At 72.0% G+C, this 19,218-nt stretch carries 14 protein-coding genes; 11 read left to right on the top strand and 3 right to left on the bottom strand.

Going from position 1 to position 19,218, the window contains the following annotated elements:
• Positions 1-3: 3 nt before the first annotated feature.
• The 3 genes from mreD to ACZ7MX_RS37665 are packed head-to-tail and all read left to right on the top strand — an operon-like array spanning position 4 to position 4,078.
• On the top strand, positions 4-720 hold the full coding sequence (gene mreD, locus ACZ7MX_RS37675) for a rod shape-determining protein MreD (protein WP_472138956.1): 717 nt from the start codon (positions 4-6) through the stop codon (positions 718-720).
• Positions 717-2,867 (top strand): penicillin-binding protein 2, encoded by a 2,151-nt coding sequence (gene mrdA / locus ACZ7MX_RS37670; RefSeq protein ID WP_472138955.1) that lies wholly within the window; start codon positions 717-719, stop codon positions 2,865-2,867. Before mreD ends, mrdA begins: the two co-directional genes overlap by 4 nt.
• A complete protein-coding gene (locus ACZ7MX_RS37665; protein WP_472138953.1) occupies positions 2,864-4,078 on the top strand; it encodes an FtsW/RodA/SpoVE family cell cycle protein in 1,215 nt (404 codons plus the stop codon). The genes mrdA and ACZ7MX_RS37665 overlap by 4 nt, the downstream gene beginning before the upstream one ends.
• Positions 4,079-4,102: 24 nt before the next feature.
• Here ACZ7MX_RS37665 and ACZ7MX_RS37660 read toward each other — a convergent pair whose 3' ends face one another.
• Complete coding sequence (locus tag ACZ7MX_RS37660) at positions 4,103-4,573, bottom strand: ATP-binding protein (RefSeq protein ID WP_472138951.1); 471 nt, start codon at positions 4,571-4,573, stop codon at positions 4,103-4,105.
• Positions 4,574-4,758: 185 nt separating this feature from the next.
• On the opposite strand from ACZ7MX_RS37660, the gene ACZ7MX_RS37655 reads away from it, so the two are divergent.
• The 8 genes from ACZ7MX_RS37655 to obgE all read left to right on the top strand — a co-directional run bounded on the left by ACZ7MX_RS37655 (position 4,759) and on the right by obgE (position 16,579).
• Positions 4,759-6,417, top strand: coding sequence for a CYTH and CHAD domain-containing protein (locus ACZ7MX_RS37655; RefSeq protein ID WP_472138949.1), 1,659 nt, complete (start codon positions 4,759-4,761; stop codon positions 6,415-6,417).
• A gap of 91 nt (positions 6,418-6,508) precedes the next feature.
• A complete protein-coding gene (locus tag ACZ7MX_RS37650) occupies positions 6,509-8,431 on the top strand; it encodes a TIGR03960 family B12-binding radical SAM protein (protein ID WP_472138947.1) in 1,923 nt (640 codons plus the stop codon).
• Positions 8,432-8,509: 78 nt separating this feature from the next.
• On the top strand, positions 8,510-9,109 hold the full coding sequence (locus tag ACZ7MX_RS37645; protein WP_472138945.1) for a GNAT family N-acetyltransferase: 600 nt from the start codon (positions 8,510-8,512) through the stop codon (positions 9,107-9,109).
• A gap of 133 nt (positions 9,110-9,242) precedes the next feature.
• Complete coding sequence (locus ACZ7MX_RS37640; protein ID WP_472138943.1) at positions 9,243-10,043, top strand: TIGR03936 family radical SAM-associated protein; 801 nt, start codon at positions 9,243-9,245, stop codon at positions 10,041-10,043.
• A gap of 222 nt (positions 10,044-10,265) precedes the next feature.
• The gene (locus ACZ7MX_RS37635; protein WP_472138941.1) at positions 10,266-14,096 is read left to right on the top strand and encodes an Rne/Rng family ribonuclease; all 3,831 of its coding nucleotides are present in this window, start codon (positions 10,266-10,268) and stop codon (positions 14,094-14,096) included.
• A gap of 233 nt (positions 14,097-14,329) precedes the next feature.
• Positions 14,330-14,650 (top strand): 50S ribosomal protein L21, encoded by a 321-nt coding sequence (rplU, locus tag ACZ7MX_RS37630; protein ID WP_033265665.1) that lies wholly within the window; start codon positions 14,330-14,332, stop codon positions 14,648-14,650.
• 14 nt (positions 14,651-14,664) lie between these two features.
• Entirely contained in the window at positions 14,665-14,922 is a 258-nt protein-coding gene (gene rpmA, locus ACZ7MX_RS37625) for a 50S ribosomal protein L27 (protein WP_472138939.1), read from the top strand.
• A 220-nt stretch (positions 14,923-15,142) separates the two neighbouring features.
• Positions 15,143-16,579 carry a GTPase ObgE gene (gene obgE, locus ACZ7MX_RS37620; protein WP_472138937.1) on the top strand — a complete coding sequence of 479 codons (1,437 nt, stop codon included), beginning with the start codon at positions 15,143-15,145 and terminating at the stop codon, positions 16,577-16,579.
• A 183-nt stretch (positions 16,580-16,762) separates the two neighbouring features.
• Here the strand turns inward: obgE and ACZ7MX_RS37615 are convergent, their stop codons facing one another.
• Together ACZ7MX_RS37615 and ACZ7MX_RS37610 are read right to left on the bottom strand one after the other, a co-directional pair.
• Complete coding sequence (locus tag ACZ7MX_RS37615; RefSeq protein ID WP_472138935.1) at positions 16,763-18,859, bottom strand: hypothetical protein; 2,097 nt, start codon at positions 18,857-18,859, stop codon at positions 16,763-16,765.
• A gap of 155 nt (positions 18,860-19,014) precedes the next feature.
• Positions 19,015-19,218 (bottom strand): hypothetical protein (locus tag ACZ7MX_RS37610; RefSeq protein ID WP_472138934.1); only part of this gene is annotated, 204 nt, incomplete at its 5' end.

The following is a 19,218-nucleotide window of genomic DNA, read 5'->3' as shown; positions in this document are numbered from 1 at the left end:
CCGATGCGTATCAACCGGATCCTGCTCTCGGCCCCGCTGGTGGTCGTCGCCCTCATCATCCAGGTCAGCATCCTCGGCAGACTCCAACTGCCCGGCGCCGTACCGGACCTGCTGCTGCTCGTCGTGCTCGGCCTGGCGCTGGTCCACGGCCACGTCGCCGGCTCGCTCGTCGGCTTCTTCGCCGGGCTGCTGGCCGACCTGGCCCCACCGTCCGACCACGCCATCGGCCGCTACGCGCTGGTCCTGTGCGTCATCGGCTACGTCGCCGGGCTGACCAAGCCCGAATCCGGCCAGCACCGCTCGGCGACCGTGCCACTGATGGTCGTCATCGGCGCCGCCATCGGCTCGACCCTGATGTACGCCGGCGTCGGCTCGCTCGTCGGCGACACCGCCGCCCGCCACGTCGGCCTGGTCGGGCTGCTGCTCAGCGCCACCCTCTACGACCTGCTGCTGGCGCCGTTCACGGTCCCGCTGGTGATGGCGCTGGCCCGCCGCACCGAGCACGATTCCGTGGTCGGCGACGGTTCCCCCAGCCCGAGCGGCACCGCCACCCGTGACTCGGCGTACGGCTGGCTCACCACCGGCACCGGACTCAAGGCCAGCCGCGGCGCCATGAAGTCGGCCCGCGCCAAGGCCCACATCGGCAGCCAGCGCGGCGGACTGCTCGGCAAGTCGGCCCGCGACAAGGCCGGCCGGATCAAGGGGGTCAAGCGGCTGTGACCCATCTCCCCGAAACCCGGACCTCGCGGGTGAGCGTCCGGCTCATCGCGATCCAGATCCTGGTCTTCTCCCTGCTGCTCACCCTCGGCGGCCGGCTCTGGTACCTGCAGATCCGCAACGGCCAGGAGTACGCCACCGAAGCGCGCAACAACCACGTCCAGCAGGTCGTCGACCCCGCCACCCGCGGCTCCATCCTCGACGCGCGCGGCGTGCCACTGGCCGACAACCAGACCCGGCTGGTCGTCTCCGCCAGCCGCACCGACCTGCTGAAGATGAAGGACGACGGCAAGGCCGTGCTCGGCCGGCTCGCCAAGGTGCTCGGCATGTCCGGGAAGGAGATCCGCAACAAGGTCCGGCTCTGCGACTCCAAGACCCCGCAGCCGTGCTGGAACGGCTCGCCGTACCAGCCGATCCCGATCACCGACGAGGCCACCACCCAGCAGGCCCTGCAGATCCGCGAGCGGTCCGAGGACTTCCCCGGCATCACCGCCGAGCCCACCGCCGTCCGCCGCTACCCGGCCCCCGTCGGCGCCAACACCGCGCAGGTGCTCGGCTACCTCTCCCCGGTCACCGACGAGGAGATCAACAAGGCCAAGAACACCCGCTCGCCGCTGCTCCGCTCGGACCAGATCGGCCGCTCCGGCCTGGAGCGCACCTACGACAAGTACCTGCGCGGCAAGGCCGCCGTCACCCGCTACGAGGTCGACAACCTCGGCCGGGTCATCGGCCAGGCCAAGAGCGAGAAGGGCCAGGCCGGTTCGTCGATAGTCACCAGCATCGACGCCCGGGTGCAGGCGCTGGCGGAGAAGCAGCTGGACCAGGCCATGAAGGACGCCCGTAAGGTGCACGACAAGAACACCGGCACCAACTACAAGGCGGACTCCGGCGCCGTGGTCGTCATGGAGGCGAAGACCGGCCGGGTGGTGGCGATGGCCTCCAACCCCAGCTACGACCCCAACGCCTGGGTCGGCGGCATCTCCGGCAAGGACTACGCCCGCCTCACCGGCAAGGACTCCAACTACCCGCTGCTGAACCGCGCCATCCAGGGCCAGGCCGCCCCCGGCTCGATCTTCAAGGTCATCTCGACCACGGCGGCGGTCAACGCGGGCTACGACTTCGACGGCCACTACCCCTGCACCAGCTCGTACAGCATCGGCGGCCAGGTCTTCCGGAACTTCGAGGGCGAGGGCCACGGCGACATCAGCCTGGGCCGGGCGCTGGAGGTCTCCTGCGACACCGTCTTCTACCGGCTCTCGCACGAGGAGTGGAAGAAGGACGGCGGCGACAAGCCGAAGAAGGACCCCAACGACTGGTTCTACCGGACCGCCCACCAGTTCGGGCTCGGCAAGGAGACCGGCATCGACCTCCCCAACGAGGTCAACGGCCGGGTCCCCGACCGCCGGTGGAAGCACAACTTCTGGAAGGCCAACAAGGACGGCTGGTGCCAGCAGGCCAAGGCCTGGCCCAAGAAGAAGGACTACACCACCAAGCTCGCCCGTGAGGGCTGCCTCGAAGGCATGAAGCTGCACGCCTACGACTCGATCAACTACGCCATCGGCCAGGGCGACACCCTCGTCACCCCGATCCAGATGGCGACCATCTACGCCGCGATCAGCAACGGCGGCACGCTCTACAACCCCACCGTCGGCAAGGCGGTCGTCAGCCCCGACGGCAAGCACATCCAGCAGATCGTGCCGCGCTCGCACGGCAAGCTGCCGGACAGCCCCCACACCCTCAAGCAGATCGACTCCGCACTGGCCGGCGTCGCCACCCGCGGCACCGCCGCCTGGCGCTTCCAGGGCTGGCCGCAGGACAAGATCCCGATGCACGCCAAGACCGGTACCGCCGAGGTCTACGGCAAGCAGACCACCTCGTGGTTCGCGACGTACACCAAGGACTACACGATCGTCATGACGATCTCCCAGGGTGGTACCGGATCGGGAGCCTCCGGCCCGGCCGTGCGCAACATCTACAACGCCCTGTACGGCGTCGACGAGAAGGGCGGCATCAACCCGAAGGCGGCCCTGCTGCCCAGGCCGCAGGGCAAGCTGCCCAAGATCGAGAGCGACGGGACCATCGAGGCCCAGCCCATCAAGCCCTACGTCCCGCCGTCCCCGTCGCCCTCACCTTCGGGGAGCCCCCAGTGACCTCAAGCCACACCTCCCGGGCGTTCTCCGTCCGCCGCTACACCCCGGAACTCGGTACCTGGGGAAAGCTGACGGCACGTGACTCCGTGCTGCGCAAGCTGGACTGGATACTGCTGGTGTCCTGCCTGCTGCTCTCGCTCCTCGGCTCGCTGCTCGTCTTCTCCGCCACCCGCAACCGCACCGAGCTCAACAAGGGCGACGAGTACTACTTCTTCCTGCACCACCTGCTCAACCTCGGCATCGGCCTGACGCTGGCCGGCGGCACGATCTGGCTCGGCCACCGCACCCTGCGCGGCGCGATCCCGGTGCTGTACGCCCTGTCGGTGGTGCTCGCCCTGCTGGTGCTGACCCCGCTCGGCGCCACCATCAACGGCTCGCGCTCCTGGCTGGCGATCCCCGGCGGGTTCTCCCTCCAGCCCGCCGAGTTCGCGAAGATCACCATCTCGCTCGGCATGGCGATGATCCTGGCCTCCCGGGTCGACGCCGGCGACCGCCCGTACCCCGGCCACCGCACCGTCGTCCAGGCCCTCGGGCTGGCCGCCGTGCCCGTCGCCATCATCCTGCTGATGCCCGACCTCGGCTCGGTCATGGTGCTCGGCGCCGTCATCCTCGGCGTCCTGCTCGCCTCCGGCGCGTCCAACCGCTGGATCCTCGGACTGGGGAGCGCCGGTGTCGTCGGCTGCGTCGCCATCTGGCAGCTCGGGCTGCTCGACGCGTACCAGATCGCCCGCTTCGCCGCGTTCGCCAACCCGAGTCTGGACCCGGCCGGCGTCGGCTACAACACCAACCAGGCCCGGATCGCCATCGGCGGCGGCGGACTGACCGGCTCCGGGCTCTTCCACGGCAGCCAGACCACCGGCCAGTTCGTCCCCGAGCAGCAGACGGACTTCATCTTCACCGTCGCCGGCGAGGAACTGGGCTTCCTGGGCGCGGGCCTGATCATCGTGCTGCTCGGCGTCGTGCTGTGGCGCGCCTGCCGGATCGCCCGCGAGTCGACCGAGCTCTACGGCACGATCGTGGCCGCCGGCATCATCGCGTGGTTCGCTTTCCAGGCCTTCGAGAACATCGGCATGACGCTCGGCATCATGCCGGTGACCGGTCTGCCGCTGCCCTTCGTCTCCTACGGCGGCACGTCGATGTTCGCGGTCTGGATCGCCATAGGGCTGCTCCAGTCGATCCGGGTCGGCCGCCCGCTGTCCGCGTCCCGCTGACCGCGGGGCCCGGCCCGCGCCGGGTCACCGCACGGTGTACAGCTCGAACCACAGCGACGCGGACCGCGGCCCGCCGGCGTGCGGCGTGGTGCCCCAGTCGTCGGCGAGCTCGCCGGTCAGCCACAGTCCGTGCTCGGCGTCCTCGGCCACCGGGTCGTACGGCGGCCGGGCCGGCGCGGGGACGGCCGGCGGGGGGCGGCGGACCGCGGCCCCGTCGTGCACGCTGATCCGCAGGCCGTGTCCGGCCGTCAGCAGCCGCAGCAGGATGTCCGCCGACCGCGGGGTGCGCAGATGGGAGCTGGTGACCGCCTCCGAGGTGAGCAGCACCGCGGTGTCCAGCAGCGGGGTGAGCGGGGTGCTCAGCAGTACGGCCCGGACGAAATCGCGGGCGATCTTCGGGCTGGTGGGTTCGCTCGGCGCCGTCAGCAGGAACGGGCGGGCCCCCGCCGAGAAGCGGATGGGTGACCGGGCGACGGCTGCGCTGTGGGGATGCACGGGTGTCTCCCTCCCCGAGGGGTCGAGTGAGCGCCGATCGCCACCCTGAGTGGGCGGCTAGTGACACACCGTAAGCCACCTTCCCTGGCATGTGCCACCCGCTCTTCCGATGCCGGCCTACACCACGGAGAGCGATCCTGTCCGGGTGGGTGGTCCCCGTTGTGGCTGCTGGCTACATTCGAGGCATGGCGGACACCGTGCGGGAGATCGAGCGGAAATACGAGGCCGACGACGACACCCACCTGCCCGACCTGGCCGGCGTCGACCGGGTCGCGACGGTGGAGGAGCGCGGCACCGAAAGCCTGGACGCCCTCTACTACGACACCGCCGACCAGCGCCTCGCCGCGGACGGCGTCACCCTCCGGCGGCGCACCGGCGGCCCGGACGCCGGCTGGCACCTGAAACTCCCGGTCGAGCCCGGCGTGCGCGAGGAGATCCGGGCACCGCTCTCGGACGCCCCGCCCCCCGAACTCACCGCCCTGGTCCGCTCCCGGACCCGCGGCCAGGACCTGATCCCCCTGGTGCGGCTGCGGACCCGGCGGACGGTCCGGGTGCTGCGCGACGCCGCGGGCGCCCCGCTGGCCGAGGTCGCGGTGGACGCGGTGACCGCGCGGCGGGTGACGTTCGCGGCTCCGCCCACGACGGCGTCCGGCGACACCGGCCCGATGGAGGCGCGCTGGCACGAGATCGAGGTCGAGCTGGCCGGCGCCGGCGACGGCGACGGTACGGGCGAAGGGAGCGACGGTACGGGTAAGGGCGGCGCCGGTACGGGCGGCGACGGGGACACCGGGCTGCTGGACGCGATCGGCCGGGCGCTGGCCGACGCCGGTGTGCAGCCCGCCTCGGCCCCCTCCAAGCTGGCCCGCGCGCTGACCGAGACGGGCCTGCGCACCGAGCTGCCCGACGGTGCCGACCGGCACGCCGCGGGCGCGTCGACCGCCCGCTCCGGCGGGAAGCCGCGCACCGCCGCCGACCTCGTCCTGGACTACGCCGCCACGCAGGTGCGGGCGATCACCGTCCTCGATCCGGCGGTCCGCCGCGACCTGCCCGATTCCGTGCACCAGATGCGGGTCGCCACCCGCCGCCTGCGCAGCACCTTCCGCTCCTACGCCAAGGTCCTCGACCGCGCCGTCACCGACCCGATCGGCGCCGAACTCAAGTGGCTGGCGGGGGAGTTGGGGGTGGGCCGGGACCAGGAGGTGCTGGCCGAGCGGCTCCGCGCGTCGCTGGCGGAGGTGCCCGGGACGCTCCGGCTCGGCCCGGTGGCCGCCCGGCTGCGGCTGTGGTCCGAGCGCAACCGGGCCGGCGCCCGCGACCGCCTGCTCGCCGCCCTGGGCGACCCCCGCTACCTGGCCCTCCTCGACCGGCTGCACGCCCTCCTGGAGGAGCCGCCGCTGCGCACCGCCGCCGAGCGGCCCGCCACCGAGGCGGCGGCCCGGGCCGTCCTCAAGGACTACCGGCGGCTGGCCGGCCGCGTGGAGACCGCGCTGGACACCCCCGCGGGCCGGGGCCGGGACGAGGCGCTGCACAGCGCCCGTAAGGCCGCCAAGCGGGCCCGGTACGCGGCCGAGGCGGCCCGCCCGGCGCTCGGCAAGCCGGCGAAGAAGTTCGCCAAGCGGATCAAGAAGGTGCAGCAGCTGCTCGGCGACCACCAGGACAGCGTGGTGGCCCGCGGCGCCCTCCGTGACCTGGCCACCCAGGCCCACCGCGTCGGCGAGGGCGGCTTCACCTTCGGTCTCCTCCACGGCCGTGAGGAAGCCCGGGCCGCCCAACGTGAGCGCGACCTCCCGGCCACCTGGGCGAAGGCGTCCCGTAAGGGGCTGCTGGCGCGGCTGGGGGCGTGAGACGGGGCCACCGCGCTCACCGTGCGATTTTGGGTGCCGCCGAGCGGGTTACGCTTGAGAGTCGCCCCTTGTCAGCCCACGAAGGTTCGAGATGTCCGAGTCGGTTTTCCCGCAACTCGAAGCTCTGCTCCCACACGTGCAGAAGCCGATCCAGTACGTCGGCGGTGAGCTCAACTCCACGGTCAAGCCGTGGGAGAGCTGCGACGTCCGCTGGGCCCTCATGTACCCCGACGCGTACGAGGTCGGGCTGCCCAACCAGGGCGTCATGATCCTCTACGAGGTCCTCAACGAGCAGGAGGGTGTGCTCGCCGAGCGCACCTACAGCGTCTGGCCGGACCTCGAAGCGCTGATGCGTGAGCACGAGGTGCCGCAGTTCACGGTCGACGCGCACCGCCCCGTCGGCGCCTTCGACGTGCTCGGCGTCTCCTTCTCCACCGAGCTGGGCTACACCAACCTGCTCACCGCCCTGGACCTGGCCGGCATCCCGTTCGAGTCCAAGGACCGCACGGACGAGCACCCGCTGATCCTCGCGGGCGGCCATGCCGCCTTCAACCCCGAGCCGATCGCGGACTTCCTCGACTGCGCGGTGGTCGGCGACGGCGAGCAGGCGGTGCTGGAGATCACCGAGATCATCCGCGCCTGGAAGAACGAGGGGCGCCCGGGCGGCCGGGACGAACTCCTCTTCCGTCTCGCGCGGACCGGCAGCGTCTACGTCCCCAAGTTCTACGACGTCGAATACCTGGCCGACGGCCGGATCTCCCGCGTCGTGCCCAACCGCTCCGGCGTCCCGTGGCGGGTCTCCAAGCACACCGTCATGGACCTGGACGAGTGGCCGTACCCGAAGCAGCCGCTGGTCCCGCTCGCCGAGACCGTCCACGAGCGGATGTCGGTGGAGATCTTCCGCGGCTGCACCCGCGGCTGCCGTTTCTGCCAGGCCGGCATGATCACGCGCCCCGTGCGGGAGCGAAGCATCACCGGCATCGGCGAGATGGTGGACAAGGGCCTGAAGGCCACCGGATTCGAGGAGGTCGGCCTCCTCTCCCTCTCCTCCGCGGACCACACCGAGATCGGTGACATCGCCAAGGGCCTCGCCGACCGGTACGAGGAAGACAAGATCGGCCTGTCGCTGCCCTCGACCCGGGTCGACGCCTTCAACATCGACCTCGCCAACGAGCTGACCCGCAACGGCCGCCGGTCCGGCCTCACGTTCGCCCCCGAGGGCGGTTCCGAGCGCATCCGCAAGGTCATCAACAAGATGGTCTCGGAAGAGGACCTGATCAGGACCGTCTCCACGGCCTACGGCAACGGCTGGCGCCAGGTGAAGCTGTACTTCATGTGCGGTCTGCCCACCGAGACCGACGAGGACGTCCTCCAGATCGGCGACATGGCGGTCAAGGTCATCGCCGAGGGCCGCAAGGTCTCCGGCCAGAACGACATCCGCTGCACGGTCTCCATCGGCGGCTTCGTCCCCAAGCCGCACACCCCCTTCCAGTGGGCCCCGCAGCTCTCCGCCGAGGAGACGGACGCCCGCCTCGAAAAGCTCCGCGACAAGATCCGCGGCGACAAGAAGTACGGCCGTTCCATCGGCTTCCGCTACCACGACGGCAAGCCCGGCATCGTCGAGGGCCTGCTCTCCCGCGGCGACCGCCGCGTGGGCGCCGTCATCCGCGCCGTCTACGAGGACGGCGGCCGCTTCGACGGCTGGCGCGAGCACTTCTCCTACGACCGCTGGATGCGGGCCGCGGAGAAGACGCTGCCGGAGTTCGGCGTGGACGTCGCCTGGTACACCACCCGCGAGCGGGAGTACGAGGAGGTCCTGCCCTGGGACCACCTGGACTCCGGCCTCGACAAGGACTGGCTCTGGGAGGACTGGCAGGACGCCCTCGACGAGACCGAGGTCGAGGACTGCCGCTGGACCCCGTGCTTCGACTGTGGGGTGTGTCCTCAGATGGACACCCAGATCCAGATCGGCCCCACCGGCAAGAAGCTGCTGCCGCTGACGGTCGTCAAGTAGCGCTTCCCGTAAGGCAGTTCGGCCCGGCCTCCGCACCCCGTGGTGGCCGGGCCGTGGTGTGCTCGGCACAATGATCCGATGTCCGCACCGCACACGCCGACGTCAGGGCGGCTGGTCGTCCCCTCCGTCGCTTTCCACGACTCGTTCCTCGCCGCGATGGACGAGTTCCGCGCCGACGGCGCCGAGCACACTCCGCACTCCCAGCTGGCGCGCGAACTGCGCAGCTGGCGCACCCGCTGGCCGACCCCCGAGGGGTTCGCCGCGTACGTCGCCGCGGTGGGCGGCACCGCGTACGACGAGCGCGCCGACGGCCGGGTGCCGATGTCCACCCGGTGGTGGGTGGTGGACGGCAGCTATCTGGGCCGCGTCACCTTCCGCCACCGGCTCACCCCCTCCCTCCTTACCTGGGGCGGTCACATCGGGTACGCGGTACGCCCCGGGGCCCGCCGGCAGGGGCACGCCACGGCGATGCTGCGTGCCGCCCTGCCGGTCGCCCGCGACGAGCTCGGCATCGATCCGGTGCTGGTCACCTGCGACGCGGACAACATCGGCTCACGCAAGGTCATCGAGGCCGGCGGCGGAATCTTCGAGGACCAGCGGGACGAGAAGCTGCGGTACTGGATGACCGCGGCAGTGCCCGCCGGCGGCGTCGGCGGCGGGTCCGGCGGGCCGGGCTGAGGGTGACCGGACCGCCCTTGGGGAACCTGGCGGCCGTGAGACACGTACTCTAGGTAGCAGTACGACCGCACTCACGAAGGACTGAACGACACTGGGCAAGCGACAGCCCGAAGGCCCGCCGCCCGCACCGGCGGTGCAGCGCATCCGACTGCGCTACACCAAGCGCGGCCGCCTCCGGTTCACCAGCCACCGCGACTTCCAGCGCGCTTTCGAGCGGGCGCTGCGCCGCGCCGAGGTCCCCATGGCCTATTCGGCGGGTTTCACCCCGCACCCCAAGGTGTCGTATGCGAACGCCGCCCCTACCGGCACGGGCAGTGAGGCCGAGTATCTGGAGATCCAGCTCGCCGAGCGCCGCGACCCGGACAAGCTTCGCGAACTCCTCGACGAGTCGCTGCCGACCGGGCTCGATGTGATCGAATCGGTCGAGGCGCGCACCAGCGGCCTGGCCGACCGGTTGCAGGCGTCGGTGTGGGAGCTCCGGCTCGACGGGGTCACCCCCGAGGCCGCCGCCCACGCCGTCGAGGCGTTCCTCGCGGCCGAAGAGGTGCTGGTCGAGCGGCGCACGAAGAACGGCATGCGGACCTTCGACGCCCGGGCCGCGGTGGCGCATCTGGAGGCGGCCCGTTGCCAGGGCGATAGGCCCGACGGCAATGCCTGTGCGATACTGCGGCTGGTTGTTCGGCATGTGACACCCGCCGTTCGACCCGACGACGTCCTGTCCGGCCTCCGAGCTACGGCCGACCTGGCGCCGCCGGTCCCCGCTGCGGTGACCAGGCTGGCGCAGGGGCTGCTCGATGAGGAGACCGGCGCGGTGACCGACCCGCTTGCGCCCGACCGCGACGCTGCCACGGCCGCCCCACCCACGGCCGCCGGGCAGAGTGCCGCGAAGGCGCCGGGCGGGGCTTCCCCGGCAGCCGGGGACGGTACTGCGTAGGACCGCCGTCGTCGCGTCGCCGATCAGCCAGGGCGCCACCCCGGTCCGGCAGACGCACTGACCAGGAGACTTTCGCCGGTCCCACCCCAAAAAAGGGGCCGGCGAGCGAGACGACAGCTCCCGTGCGGCGCCCACGCCCCGGACAGCGGGCCCGCGCTCATCACGCGGACCGCTACCGGAACCAGGCGCGGCGCCCGGGAGCGTGACGGGAGAACCGCCCGCATGCTCGAGCCCATTGAGCCCACTGAATCCACGTCGTCCCCGGACCGCGGTCCGGACGACAACCACTCACCCAGTGACACGCTGCCGCCGCGCCGTCGGCGCCGGGCGGCGTCCCGGCCGGCCGGTCCGCCGGTCGCCGGAGACGCCTCCGTGGCCACCGTGGTGAGCACCGAGCCCGCCGCGCCGACGGCCGCCGGGGCCGCCGCCGAGGAAGCCACCGCGTCCGCGGTGAGCAGCGGCGACGAGGCCAAGCCGGCCCGTACCCGCCGCCGGGCCACCCGTAAGGCCACCGCCCCCGCCGGGGCCCCGCAGCAGGCCGCCGAGGCGCCCGCGGAGGCGCCCGTGGAGGCTCCTGCCGAGGCAGAGGCCGGTGCCGCAGCCGCCGCCGAGACGCCTGCCGAGGCGCCGCAGGCCGAGGAGGCCGCCCCGCGCCGTACCCGCCGCCGGGCGACCCGCAAGGCGACCGCCCCCGCCGGGGCCCCGCAGCCCGAGGCCGCCCCGGAGCCGGTCGTCGCGGAGGCGCCCGCCGATGAGCCGGCCGAGGAGGCCGAGGAGGCAGAAGAGACCGCTCCGGTAGCCGAGGAGCCCGCGAAGCCGGCGCGTACGCGTCGCCGGGCGACCCGTAAGGCGACCGCTCCGGCCGGCGCCCCGCAGGTGAGCACCGAGGAGCCGGTCGAGGCCCCGGCCGCACCGGCCGCCGCCGAGGAGGCGCCCGCGGCCGCGGAGGCCGTCGAGGAGGCCAAGCCGGCCCGTACCCGCCGCCGTGCGACCCGTAAGGCCACCGCTCCCGCGGGTGCGCCGCAGGCCGCCGAGGAGCCCGTCGAGGCGCCCCTCCCGGCCGCGGAAGCCGCACCGGAGGCCGAGGCGCCCGCCGCCGAGGAGACCGAGGGCCCGCGCCGCCGGTCCCGCCGCCGTACCGAGCGCGCCGCGGAGCCGGCCGCCGAGGCGCCCGCGGCCGCGGAGGAGCCCGCGCAGGAGGCGCCGGTGCGCGGCCGCCGTCGTGCCCAGCGGCCGCCGACCGCGGTCTTCCAGGCGCCGGTCTTCACTGAGCCGATGTTCCAGACCCCCGAGACGGCCGCCGCCGCCCACGCCGCGGCGCGCCAGGAGGCCGCCGAGACCGAGCAGGTCACCGAGGAGCAGCCGCCGGCCGGTGCGCGGCGCCGTCGTCGCCGGGGCGCCCCGGTCGAGGCCGAGCAGGTCGTCACCGCTCCCGCGGAGGAGCCGGAGGCCGTCGAGGAGGCCGAGGCCGAGGAGGCCGGCCACGCCGAGGACGAGTTCGCCGAGCGTCCGTCGCGCCGCCGTCGCCGTGGTGGCCGTCGCCGCCGCCGCGGGGAGACCGCCGAGGGTCCCGAGGAGCAGCAGGCCGAGGCCGCTGCCGAGGAGAGTGCCCAGGAGGCCGAGGCCGAGGAGGCCGGCCACGCGGAGGCGGAGTCCGCCGAGGAGGCGGAGGAGCACGAGGACGAGCAGTCGGGCGCCGGCTCCAGCAGCAGTCGCCGTCGCCGTCGCCGCCGCCGTCGCAGCGGGGACGCCGCCGAGGTCGAGGCCACGCATGCCGACGATCCCGAGCGCACGGTCGTCAAGGTCCGTGAGCCCCGCAAGAAGGAGGAGGGCACCGGCGCGGACGAGGTGCAGTCGATCAAGGGGTCGACGCGCCTGGAGGCCAAGAAGCAGCGCCGCCGCGAGGGGCGTGAGCAGGGCCGCCGCCGGGTGCCGATCATCACCGAGGCGGAGTTCCTCGCCCGCCGGGAGGCCGTCGAGCGGGTGATGGTCGTCCGCCAGAGCGGCGAGCGCACCCAGATCGCCGTCCTTGAGGACAACGTGCTCGTGGAGCACTTCGTCAACAAGGAGCAGGCGACCTCGTACGTCGGCAATGTGTACCTCGGCAAGGTGCAGAACGTCCTGCCCTCGATGGAGGCCGCCTTCGTCGACATCGGCAAGGGCCGCAACGCCGTGCTGTACGCCGGTGAGGTCAACTTCGAGGCGCTGGGCATGGCGAACGGCCCGCGCCGGATCGAGAGCGCGCTGAAGTCCGGCCAGTCGGTGCTGGTGCAGGTCACCAAGGACCCGATCGGCCACAAGGGCGCCCGCCTGACCAGCCAGGTCTCGCTGCCCGGCCGCTACCTGGTCTACGTGCCCGAGGGCTCGATGACCGGTATCAGCCGCAAGCTCCCGGACACCGAGCGGGCCCGGCTGAAGCAGATCCTCAAGAAGATCGTCCCCGAGGACGCGGGCGTGATCGTCCGTACCGCCGCGGAGGGCGCGAGCGAGGAGGAGCTGGCGCGCGACGTCCAGCGCCTGCAGGCCCAGTGGGAAGAGATCCAGAAGAAGGCCAAGAGCAACAGCTCCAGCGCGCCGACGCTCCTGTACGGCGAGCCGGACATGACCGTCCGGGTCGTGCGGGACATCTTCAACGAGGACTTCTCCAAGGTCATCGTCAGCGGTGACGACGCCTGGGAGACGATCCACGGCTATGTCGCCCACGTGGCGCCGGACCTCACCGACCGGCTGCAGAAGTGGACCTCCGACGTCGACGTCTTCGCGACGTACCGGATCGACGAGCAGCTGATGAAGGCGCTGGACCGCAAGGTCTGGCTGCCCAGCGGTGGCTCGCTGGTGATCGACCGGACCGAGGCGATGGTCGTGGTCGACGTCAACACCGGCAAGTTCACCGGCCAGGGCGGCAACCTGGAGGAGACGGTCACCAGGAACAACCTGGAGGCGGCCGAGGAGATCGTGCGCCAGCTGCGGCTGCGCGACCTCGGCGGCATCATCGTGATCGACTTCATCGACATGGTGCTGGAGTCCAACCGCGACCTGGTGCTGCGGCGTCTGCTGGAGTGCCTGGGCCGGGACCGTACGAAGCACCAGGTGGCCGAGGTCACCTCGCTCGGCCTGGTCCAGATGACCCGCAAGCGGGTCGGCCAGGGCCTGCTGGAGTCGTTCTCCGAGTCGTGCGTGCACTGCAACGGCCGGGGCGTCATCGTCCACATGGACCAGCCGACGACGGCCGGCGGTGGCGGCAAGCGCAAGAAGAAGGGCAAGGCGGCGCCGGTCGAGGCCGCCGAGCCGCACGTCCACGAGGTCGAGGCCGCCGAGCCCACCCCGGACGGTGGCGCGCCCGAGCTGGAGCCGGTGGCCGTGACGGAGGCCGAGCTGCAGCCCACGGTGGCCGGTGCCGACGAGTGGTTCAGCAGCCCGGCCGAGGCCGAGGCCGCGGCCGGACGTGGCCGGGGCCGCCGCCGGGTGAGCCGGAAGGTGTCCGCTCCGGCGGGCGCCCCCAAGGCCGCCGCCGAGGAGGCCGCCGCGATCGTGCTGCCGGCCGAGCCGGCGCCCGCGCAGGCCGCCGAGCCGGAGCCGGCCGCGGCGCCGGAGCCGGCCGCCGAGGCCGCTGCCCCGGAGCCCGCGCCGGCCCGTCCGCGCCGTCGGGTGACCCGTAAGGTGACCGCTCCGGCCGGCTCGCCCGAGGTGTCCGGCGATTCCGCGGCGACCGTGGTGATCGCCACGCCGGCCGCCGAGCCGGTGGAGCAGGCCGAGGCACCGGCCGCGGCCGCGGAGCCCGTCGAGGGTGCCGAGGCGGCCGAGCCGGAGGCGGCGCCCGCGGCGAAGAAGACCGCGAAGAAGGCGACGGCCAAGAAGGCCACCACCAAGAAGGCCGCGGCGAAGAAGACCACGGCCAAGAAGGCGGCGGCGAAGAAGACCACCACCGCCAAGAAGGCCACGGCGAAGAAGACCACCACGAAGAAGGCGACGACGAAGAAGGCCGCGGCCAAGAAGACCGCAGCCGCCGAGCAGTCCTCGGTCGCGTCGGTGTCTGCCTCCGCGGAGGACTGAGCGTCACGATCGCGCCCCGGGCCGTCACGGCGGCCCGGGGCCGGTTTGACCCCCTGGTCAAGGCCCCGTAACCTTGACCGTCGGTGTCTGAGTTCAGGGCACCACCACTTCTGAGCAAATACCTCTCGGTCCGCCGAGGGAGGCCGCTCGTCCGATCGGATTCCACGGGACGTCCCGAGCCCGTGAGAGCGGCTGGCATCAGAGGATCCGTTTCTAGCGAAAGAGAGTTCCGCGTGTACGCGATCGTGCGCACCGGCGGACGCCAGCAGAAGGTTGCTGTCGGCGACGTCATCGAGATTGACCGCATTTCCACCAGCAAGGTCGGCGACACCGTCGAGCTCTCCACGCTGCTGGTCGTCGATGGTGACGCGGTCACCAGCGACCCGTGGGTCCTGGCCGGCGTGAAGGTCCAGGGTGAGGTCGTGGACCACCACAAGGGCAACAAGATCCGGATCCAGAAGTACAAGAACAAGACCGGTTACAAGAAGCGGATCGGCCACCGCCAGCTCCACACGGCGCTGAAGATCACCGGCATCGACGCCCCGGCGAAGTAAGGGACTGAGGAGACATGGCACACAAGAAGGGCGCATCGTCCACCCGGAACGGTCGCGACTCCAATGCTCAGCGGCTCGGCGTGAAGCGCTTCGGCGGTCAGGCCGTCCTCGCCGGTGAGATCCTGGTCCGCCAGCGTGGCACCCACTTCCACCCGGGCACGGGCGTCGGCCGCGGCGGCGACGACACCCTGTTCGCCCTGCAGGCCGGTGCGGTGCAGTTCGGCACCCACCGTGGCCGCAAGGTCGTGAACATCGTCCCGGCCGCCCAGTAATACGGGCCCGGACGTCACACAGCACCACCAGGGGCGGACCGCCTTTTCCCGCGTGAGCGGGAAGGCCGGTCCGCCCTTGGCGTGTTACGACAGAGACATCTCTGACGTACGCGCCTTCACTGCCGTACGCGCCGTGCTGCTCCGCGCAGTTCCGCGGCGCCCCGGCAGTGCCCCGTAGTACGCAGTACCAGACCACCCCGCTCATTGGAGGCACCCCACCATGACCACCTTCGTGGACCGCGTCGAGCTGCACGTCGCCGCGGGTAACGGAGGCCACGGCTGTGCCTCCGTACACCGGGAGAAGTTCAAGCCGCTCGGCGGCCCCGACGGCGGCAACGGCGGCCGCGGCGGCGATGTGATCCTGGTCGTCGACCAGGACGTCACCACCCTCCTCGACTACCACCACCATCCGCACCGCAAGGCCACCAACGGCCAGCCCGGTGCCGGCGACAACCGCGAGGGCAAGAACGGCAAGGACCTGGTCCTGCCGGTCCCGGACGGCACGGTCGTGCTCGACAAGAACGGTGAGGTGCTCGCCGACCTGGTGGGCCAGGGCACCACCTTCGTCGCCGGCCAGGGCGGCCGCGGCGGCCTCGGCAACGCCGCGCTGTCCTCCGCCCGCCGCAAGGCGCCCGGTTTCGCGCTGCTCGGCGAGCCGGGGGAGGCCCGGGACATCGTCCTGGAGCTCAAGACCGTCGCGGACGTCGCGCTGGTCGGTTACCCGAGCGCGGGCAAGTCGTCGCTGATCTCGGTGCTCTCCGCGGCCCGGCCGAAGATCGCGGACTACCCGTTCACGACGCTGGTGCCCAACCTCGGCGTGGTCACCGCCGGTGCCACGGTCTACACCATCGCGGACGTCCCCGGGCTGATCCCGGGCGCCAGCCAGGGCAAGGGCCTGGGCCTGGAGTTCCTGCGGCACGTCGAGCGCTGCGAGGTGCTGGTGCACGTCCTGGACACCGCGACCCTGGAGTCCGACCGGGACCCGGTCTCCGACCTCGACGTCATCGAGGAGGAGCTGGCCCAGTACGGCGGCCTGGAGAACCGGCCGCGGGTGGTCGTGCTCAACAAGGTCGACATCCCGGACGGCAAGGACCTGGCCGACATGATCCGGCCGGACCTGGAGGAGCGCGGCTACCGCGTCTTCGAGGTCTCCGCCGTCGCCCACCAGGGCCTGAAGGAGCTGTCGTACGCGCTGGCCGACATCGTCGCCAAGGCGCGCGCCGCCAAGCCCGTCCAGGAGGCCACGCGGATCGTCATCCGTCCCAAGGCGGTGGACGACGCGGGCTTCACGGTCACGCAGGAGGGCGAGGGCTTCTTCCGCGTACGGGGCGAGAAGCCGGAGCGCTGGGTGCGGCAGACCGACTTCAACAACGACGAGGCGGTCGGCTATCTGGCGGACCGGCTCAGCCGCCTCGGCGTCGAGGCCGCACTCCTCAAGGCGGGCGCCCGCGCCATGGACGGCGTGGCGATCGGCCCCGAGGACAACGCGGTGGTCTTCGACTGGGAGCCGACGGTGACGGCCGGTGCGGAGATGCTGGGCCGGCGCGGCGAGGACCACCGCTTCGAGGCGCCCCGCCCGGCCGCCCAGCGCCGCCGCGACCGCGACGCGGAACGCGACGAGGCCGCCCAGGAGTACGACGGCTTCCGGCCGTTCTAGGGCAGGTGTAGGCACATGTACCCGCCCACCCCCCCCGAAGGGGGGTGGGCGGCGGGGAAAAACCAAGGGGCAGCGAGCCGACCGACGGCCCCACGCACGGCGCAGGCCCCGGGAAGATCTCTTCCCGGGGCCTGCGCTGCTGCTCAGGGCCGTCCGCGGAGGCCGCAGACGGCGTTCTGCGGGCTAGACGCCGGCCGTCGCGTCCGAGGTTCCGGTGGCCTCGTGTTCGGCCGTCTCCGGGCCGTCCACGCCTTCCTGTGAGCGCTGGCCGGGGATGCCGGAGAGCCGGTTCTCCATCCGGATGCGGCGCTCGTCGGCCTTGGTGCACAGATCCATCGCCGCCCGGTTGAAGCGGACCGACGACGGCGGGTCCGAGGGGCCCAGCAGGTGTTCCTTGAGCTCGGCCCGCTCCGCGACGAGGGTGTCCTTCTCCGGGTCGCGGACCGCGTCGAGCAGACCGGCCACCCCGGCCGCGTCCGGCGTGAGGATCGTCGCCGCCCGGACGGTCGGGAAGTTCGCCCGGAAGTCGTCCTCGGTCATGCCGGAGGTGTTGGCGACCGCGTACGGCTTCTCGCTGGTCAGGTAGTCGGACACCACGCTGGAGACGTCGCTGATCAGCACGTCGGACTGGTTGAAGCAGCTGAAGATGCCGGGGCGGGCGGTGGTGATGATCTGGTGCTCCCACTCGGGGAAGAAGTTCCAGTACGCCTCCTCCCAGGCGGTGACCGCGTCCGCGACGGCGGCCGCGCGGCCCTCCTCGGGGGTTCCCTGCAGCCGCATCCGCTCCAGCTCGTCCGCGCTCTTGCGGAACGCGGAGGTGGTCAGCGCGTCCAGCTCCTCGGCGCGGCGGGCCAGCTCGGCGGCGGCCTCCGGGCCGGGGCGCGTACCGCTGCGCCGGCCGTTGGCCTCCGCGATCATCGCCTGGATGCGGGCGTTGGCGGCGCCCGCCCGCGGGTCGACGGAACCGGTCATCGGGTGCGGCTTGTACAGCAGCCGCACCTTCTCGTCGGCGAGCAGCTCGCGGACGATGTTCTCGCCGGCCAGGATCACCGAGGTGTTGCCCGGGTTGCCGTCCCAGCCCTCCCAGGTCGGGGCGTACAGCACGGTGGTCGGCCGGTCGGCCGGGGCACTGCCGTGCCGCTGGATCGGGCGGATCGGGGACAGCTGGGGGCGGCCGACCTCGACGACGTCCTTGTCCTCCACGCCGATGTCGGCGAGCTGGTAGCGGTCGCGGGCCGCCGGACCCGCCACCCAGACCTCGTCGTACGCCTTCGCGTACGGGTTGCAGGAGGACAGCTTGTCGCTCTCGCCGTGGTTGATGAACGCGTGCTTGATCGACGGGATCCGCAGGATCTGCGAGGTCTTGCCGGAGTTCGCCGGGTGCAGCAGGACCTTCAGCGTGGAGTGCTCCAGGCGCATCAGGTTGGCGACCTTGGGGATGCAGACGATCGGGATGTCCGTGGCCTCGATCTTCTGCACCATGAAGCGCTCACGGAGCACGATGATCGGGTTGCCGTCCAGGGAGGCGAGCGTGCTCAGCCACATGTTGGCCTGGTAGGCCGAGGAGGCGCCGCCGGAGAAGTACATGCCGACCGTCGGCCGGTACCCGGCCAGCCAGTTGTCCAGCCACTCCAGCGCCTGCTGTTCGGCGACCACGCGCTTCTTGGGCAGCAGCCAGGTGCTCAGGTAGACGGTGCCGCCGGCCGACAGGGCCAGGGAAACGGCCAGTCCGATGCCGCCCCAGTAGGCGTCGGTCGTGATCGCGGTCACCATCATGCCGATCGTGGTCGGCACCGAGAAGCGCAGCAGCCGCCGGCCCGTCTGGCGGGACAGGATCCGCGGCGGCGCGTCGCACAGCCGCAGCTCGCCGGCGTCGATGTTGCGCGTCACGAACGGCAGGCTGCGGGTCCGGCGGACCAGCACCGCGACCGCCTGGCACACGAAGTGGGTGCCGTAGAAGAGGAGCAGCGTGATGGTGAGCGGCGCCTGCTCCTCCAGCGGGTTGATGCCGTCGATGTGCAGCAGGCCGACCAGTATCAGCATGTCGCGCAGCAGCTGGCGCACCGTGACGTCGAACCGGATCCGGCCCAGCACGGCGAGCAGGCCGGGCTGCTTGTGCTGCAGGACCAGGTCGAGACCCAGGTTGACCACGGAGGCGGCGATGAACAGCGGGATGACGGGCAGCAGCGCACCGACGAGCTGGGCGGTGAACGCGAGCATCATCGCGAGGAGGGCCGCGAGCTGTACGGCTCGGCGGGGAACGATTCCGGCGGAAGGCACGGGGGAGGGCTCCTGGCAGCAAGAAGGTCAGGGGGGAGGCCGAAGTGGGGCGGCCGGGTCCCGCGCTGCGACGCCGCCGGAGCGGCGAAACGGGACCGATGGACACCCGACCGTATGACCTTGTTGGCCTTGGTGACAATCTGCTGTGGCTCTCATCACCGCGAAAGCGGACCAATCGAACGCAACCTCTTGGCCGTTGCGCCCGTCTTAAGGAATTCCGGGTGGGTGGCGGTAAATGCAGTAAATACGGCCGCGGAAATGAACCCTTCGGCCGTATACGGAAGGGGGACCGGAGGACGTCCCTCCGTATTGTTCCAGCCTGTGACGGTGGTGTTCACCACCTCGGGGGTCCCCGTCAC

The organism is Streptomyces sp. NPDC107765, assembly GCF_055657085.1.
The sequence above is the reverse complement of the archived record's forward strand: the minus strand, read 5'-3'. Positions and strand labels throughout refer to the sequence as shown.

Excerpts from the sequence above, each read along its gene's own strand:
- ACZ7MX_RS37650 (WP_472138947.1), top strand. The coding sequence starts at position 6,509 with ATGTCCGAGTCGGTTTTCCCGCAACTCGAAGCTCTGCTCCCACACGTG.
- obgE (WP_472138937.1), top strand. The coding sequence starts at position 15,143 with ATGACCACCTTCGTGGACCGCGTCGAGCTGCACGTCGCCGCGGGTAAC.
- mreD (WP_472138956.1), top strand. The coding sequence starts at position 4 with ATGCGTATCAACCGGATCCTGCTCTCGGCCCCGCTGGTGGTCGTCGCC.
- rpmA (WP_472138939.1), top strand. The coding sequence starts at position 14,665 with ATGGCACACAAGAAGGGCGCATCGTCCACCCGGAACGGTCGCGACTCC.
- ACZ7MX_RS37655 (WP_472138949.1), top strand. The coding sequence starts at position 4,759 with ATGGCGGACACCGTGCGGGAGATCGAGCGGAAATACGAGGCCGACGAC.
- ACZ7MX_RS37645 (WP_472138945.1), top strand. The coding sequence starts at position 8,510 with ATGTCCGCACCGCACACGCCGACGTCAGGGCGGCTGGTCGTCCCCTCC.
- ACZ7MX_RS37635 (WP_472138941.1), top strand. The coding sequence starts at position 10,266 with ATGCTCGAGCCCATTGAGCCCACTGAATCCACGTCGTCCCCGGACCGC.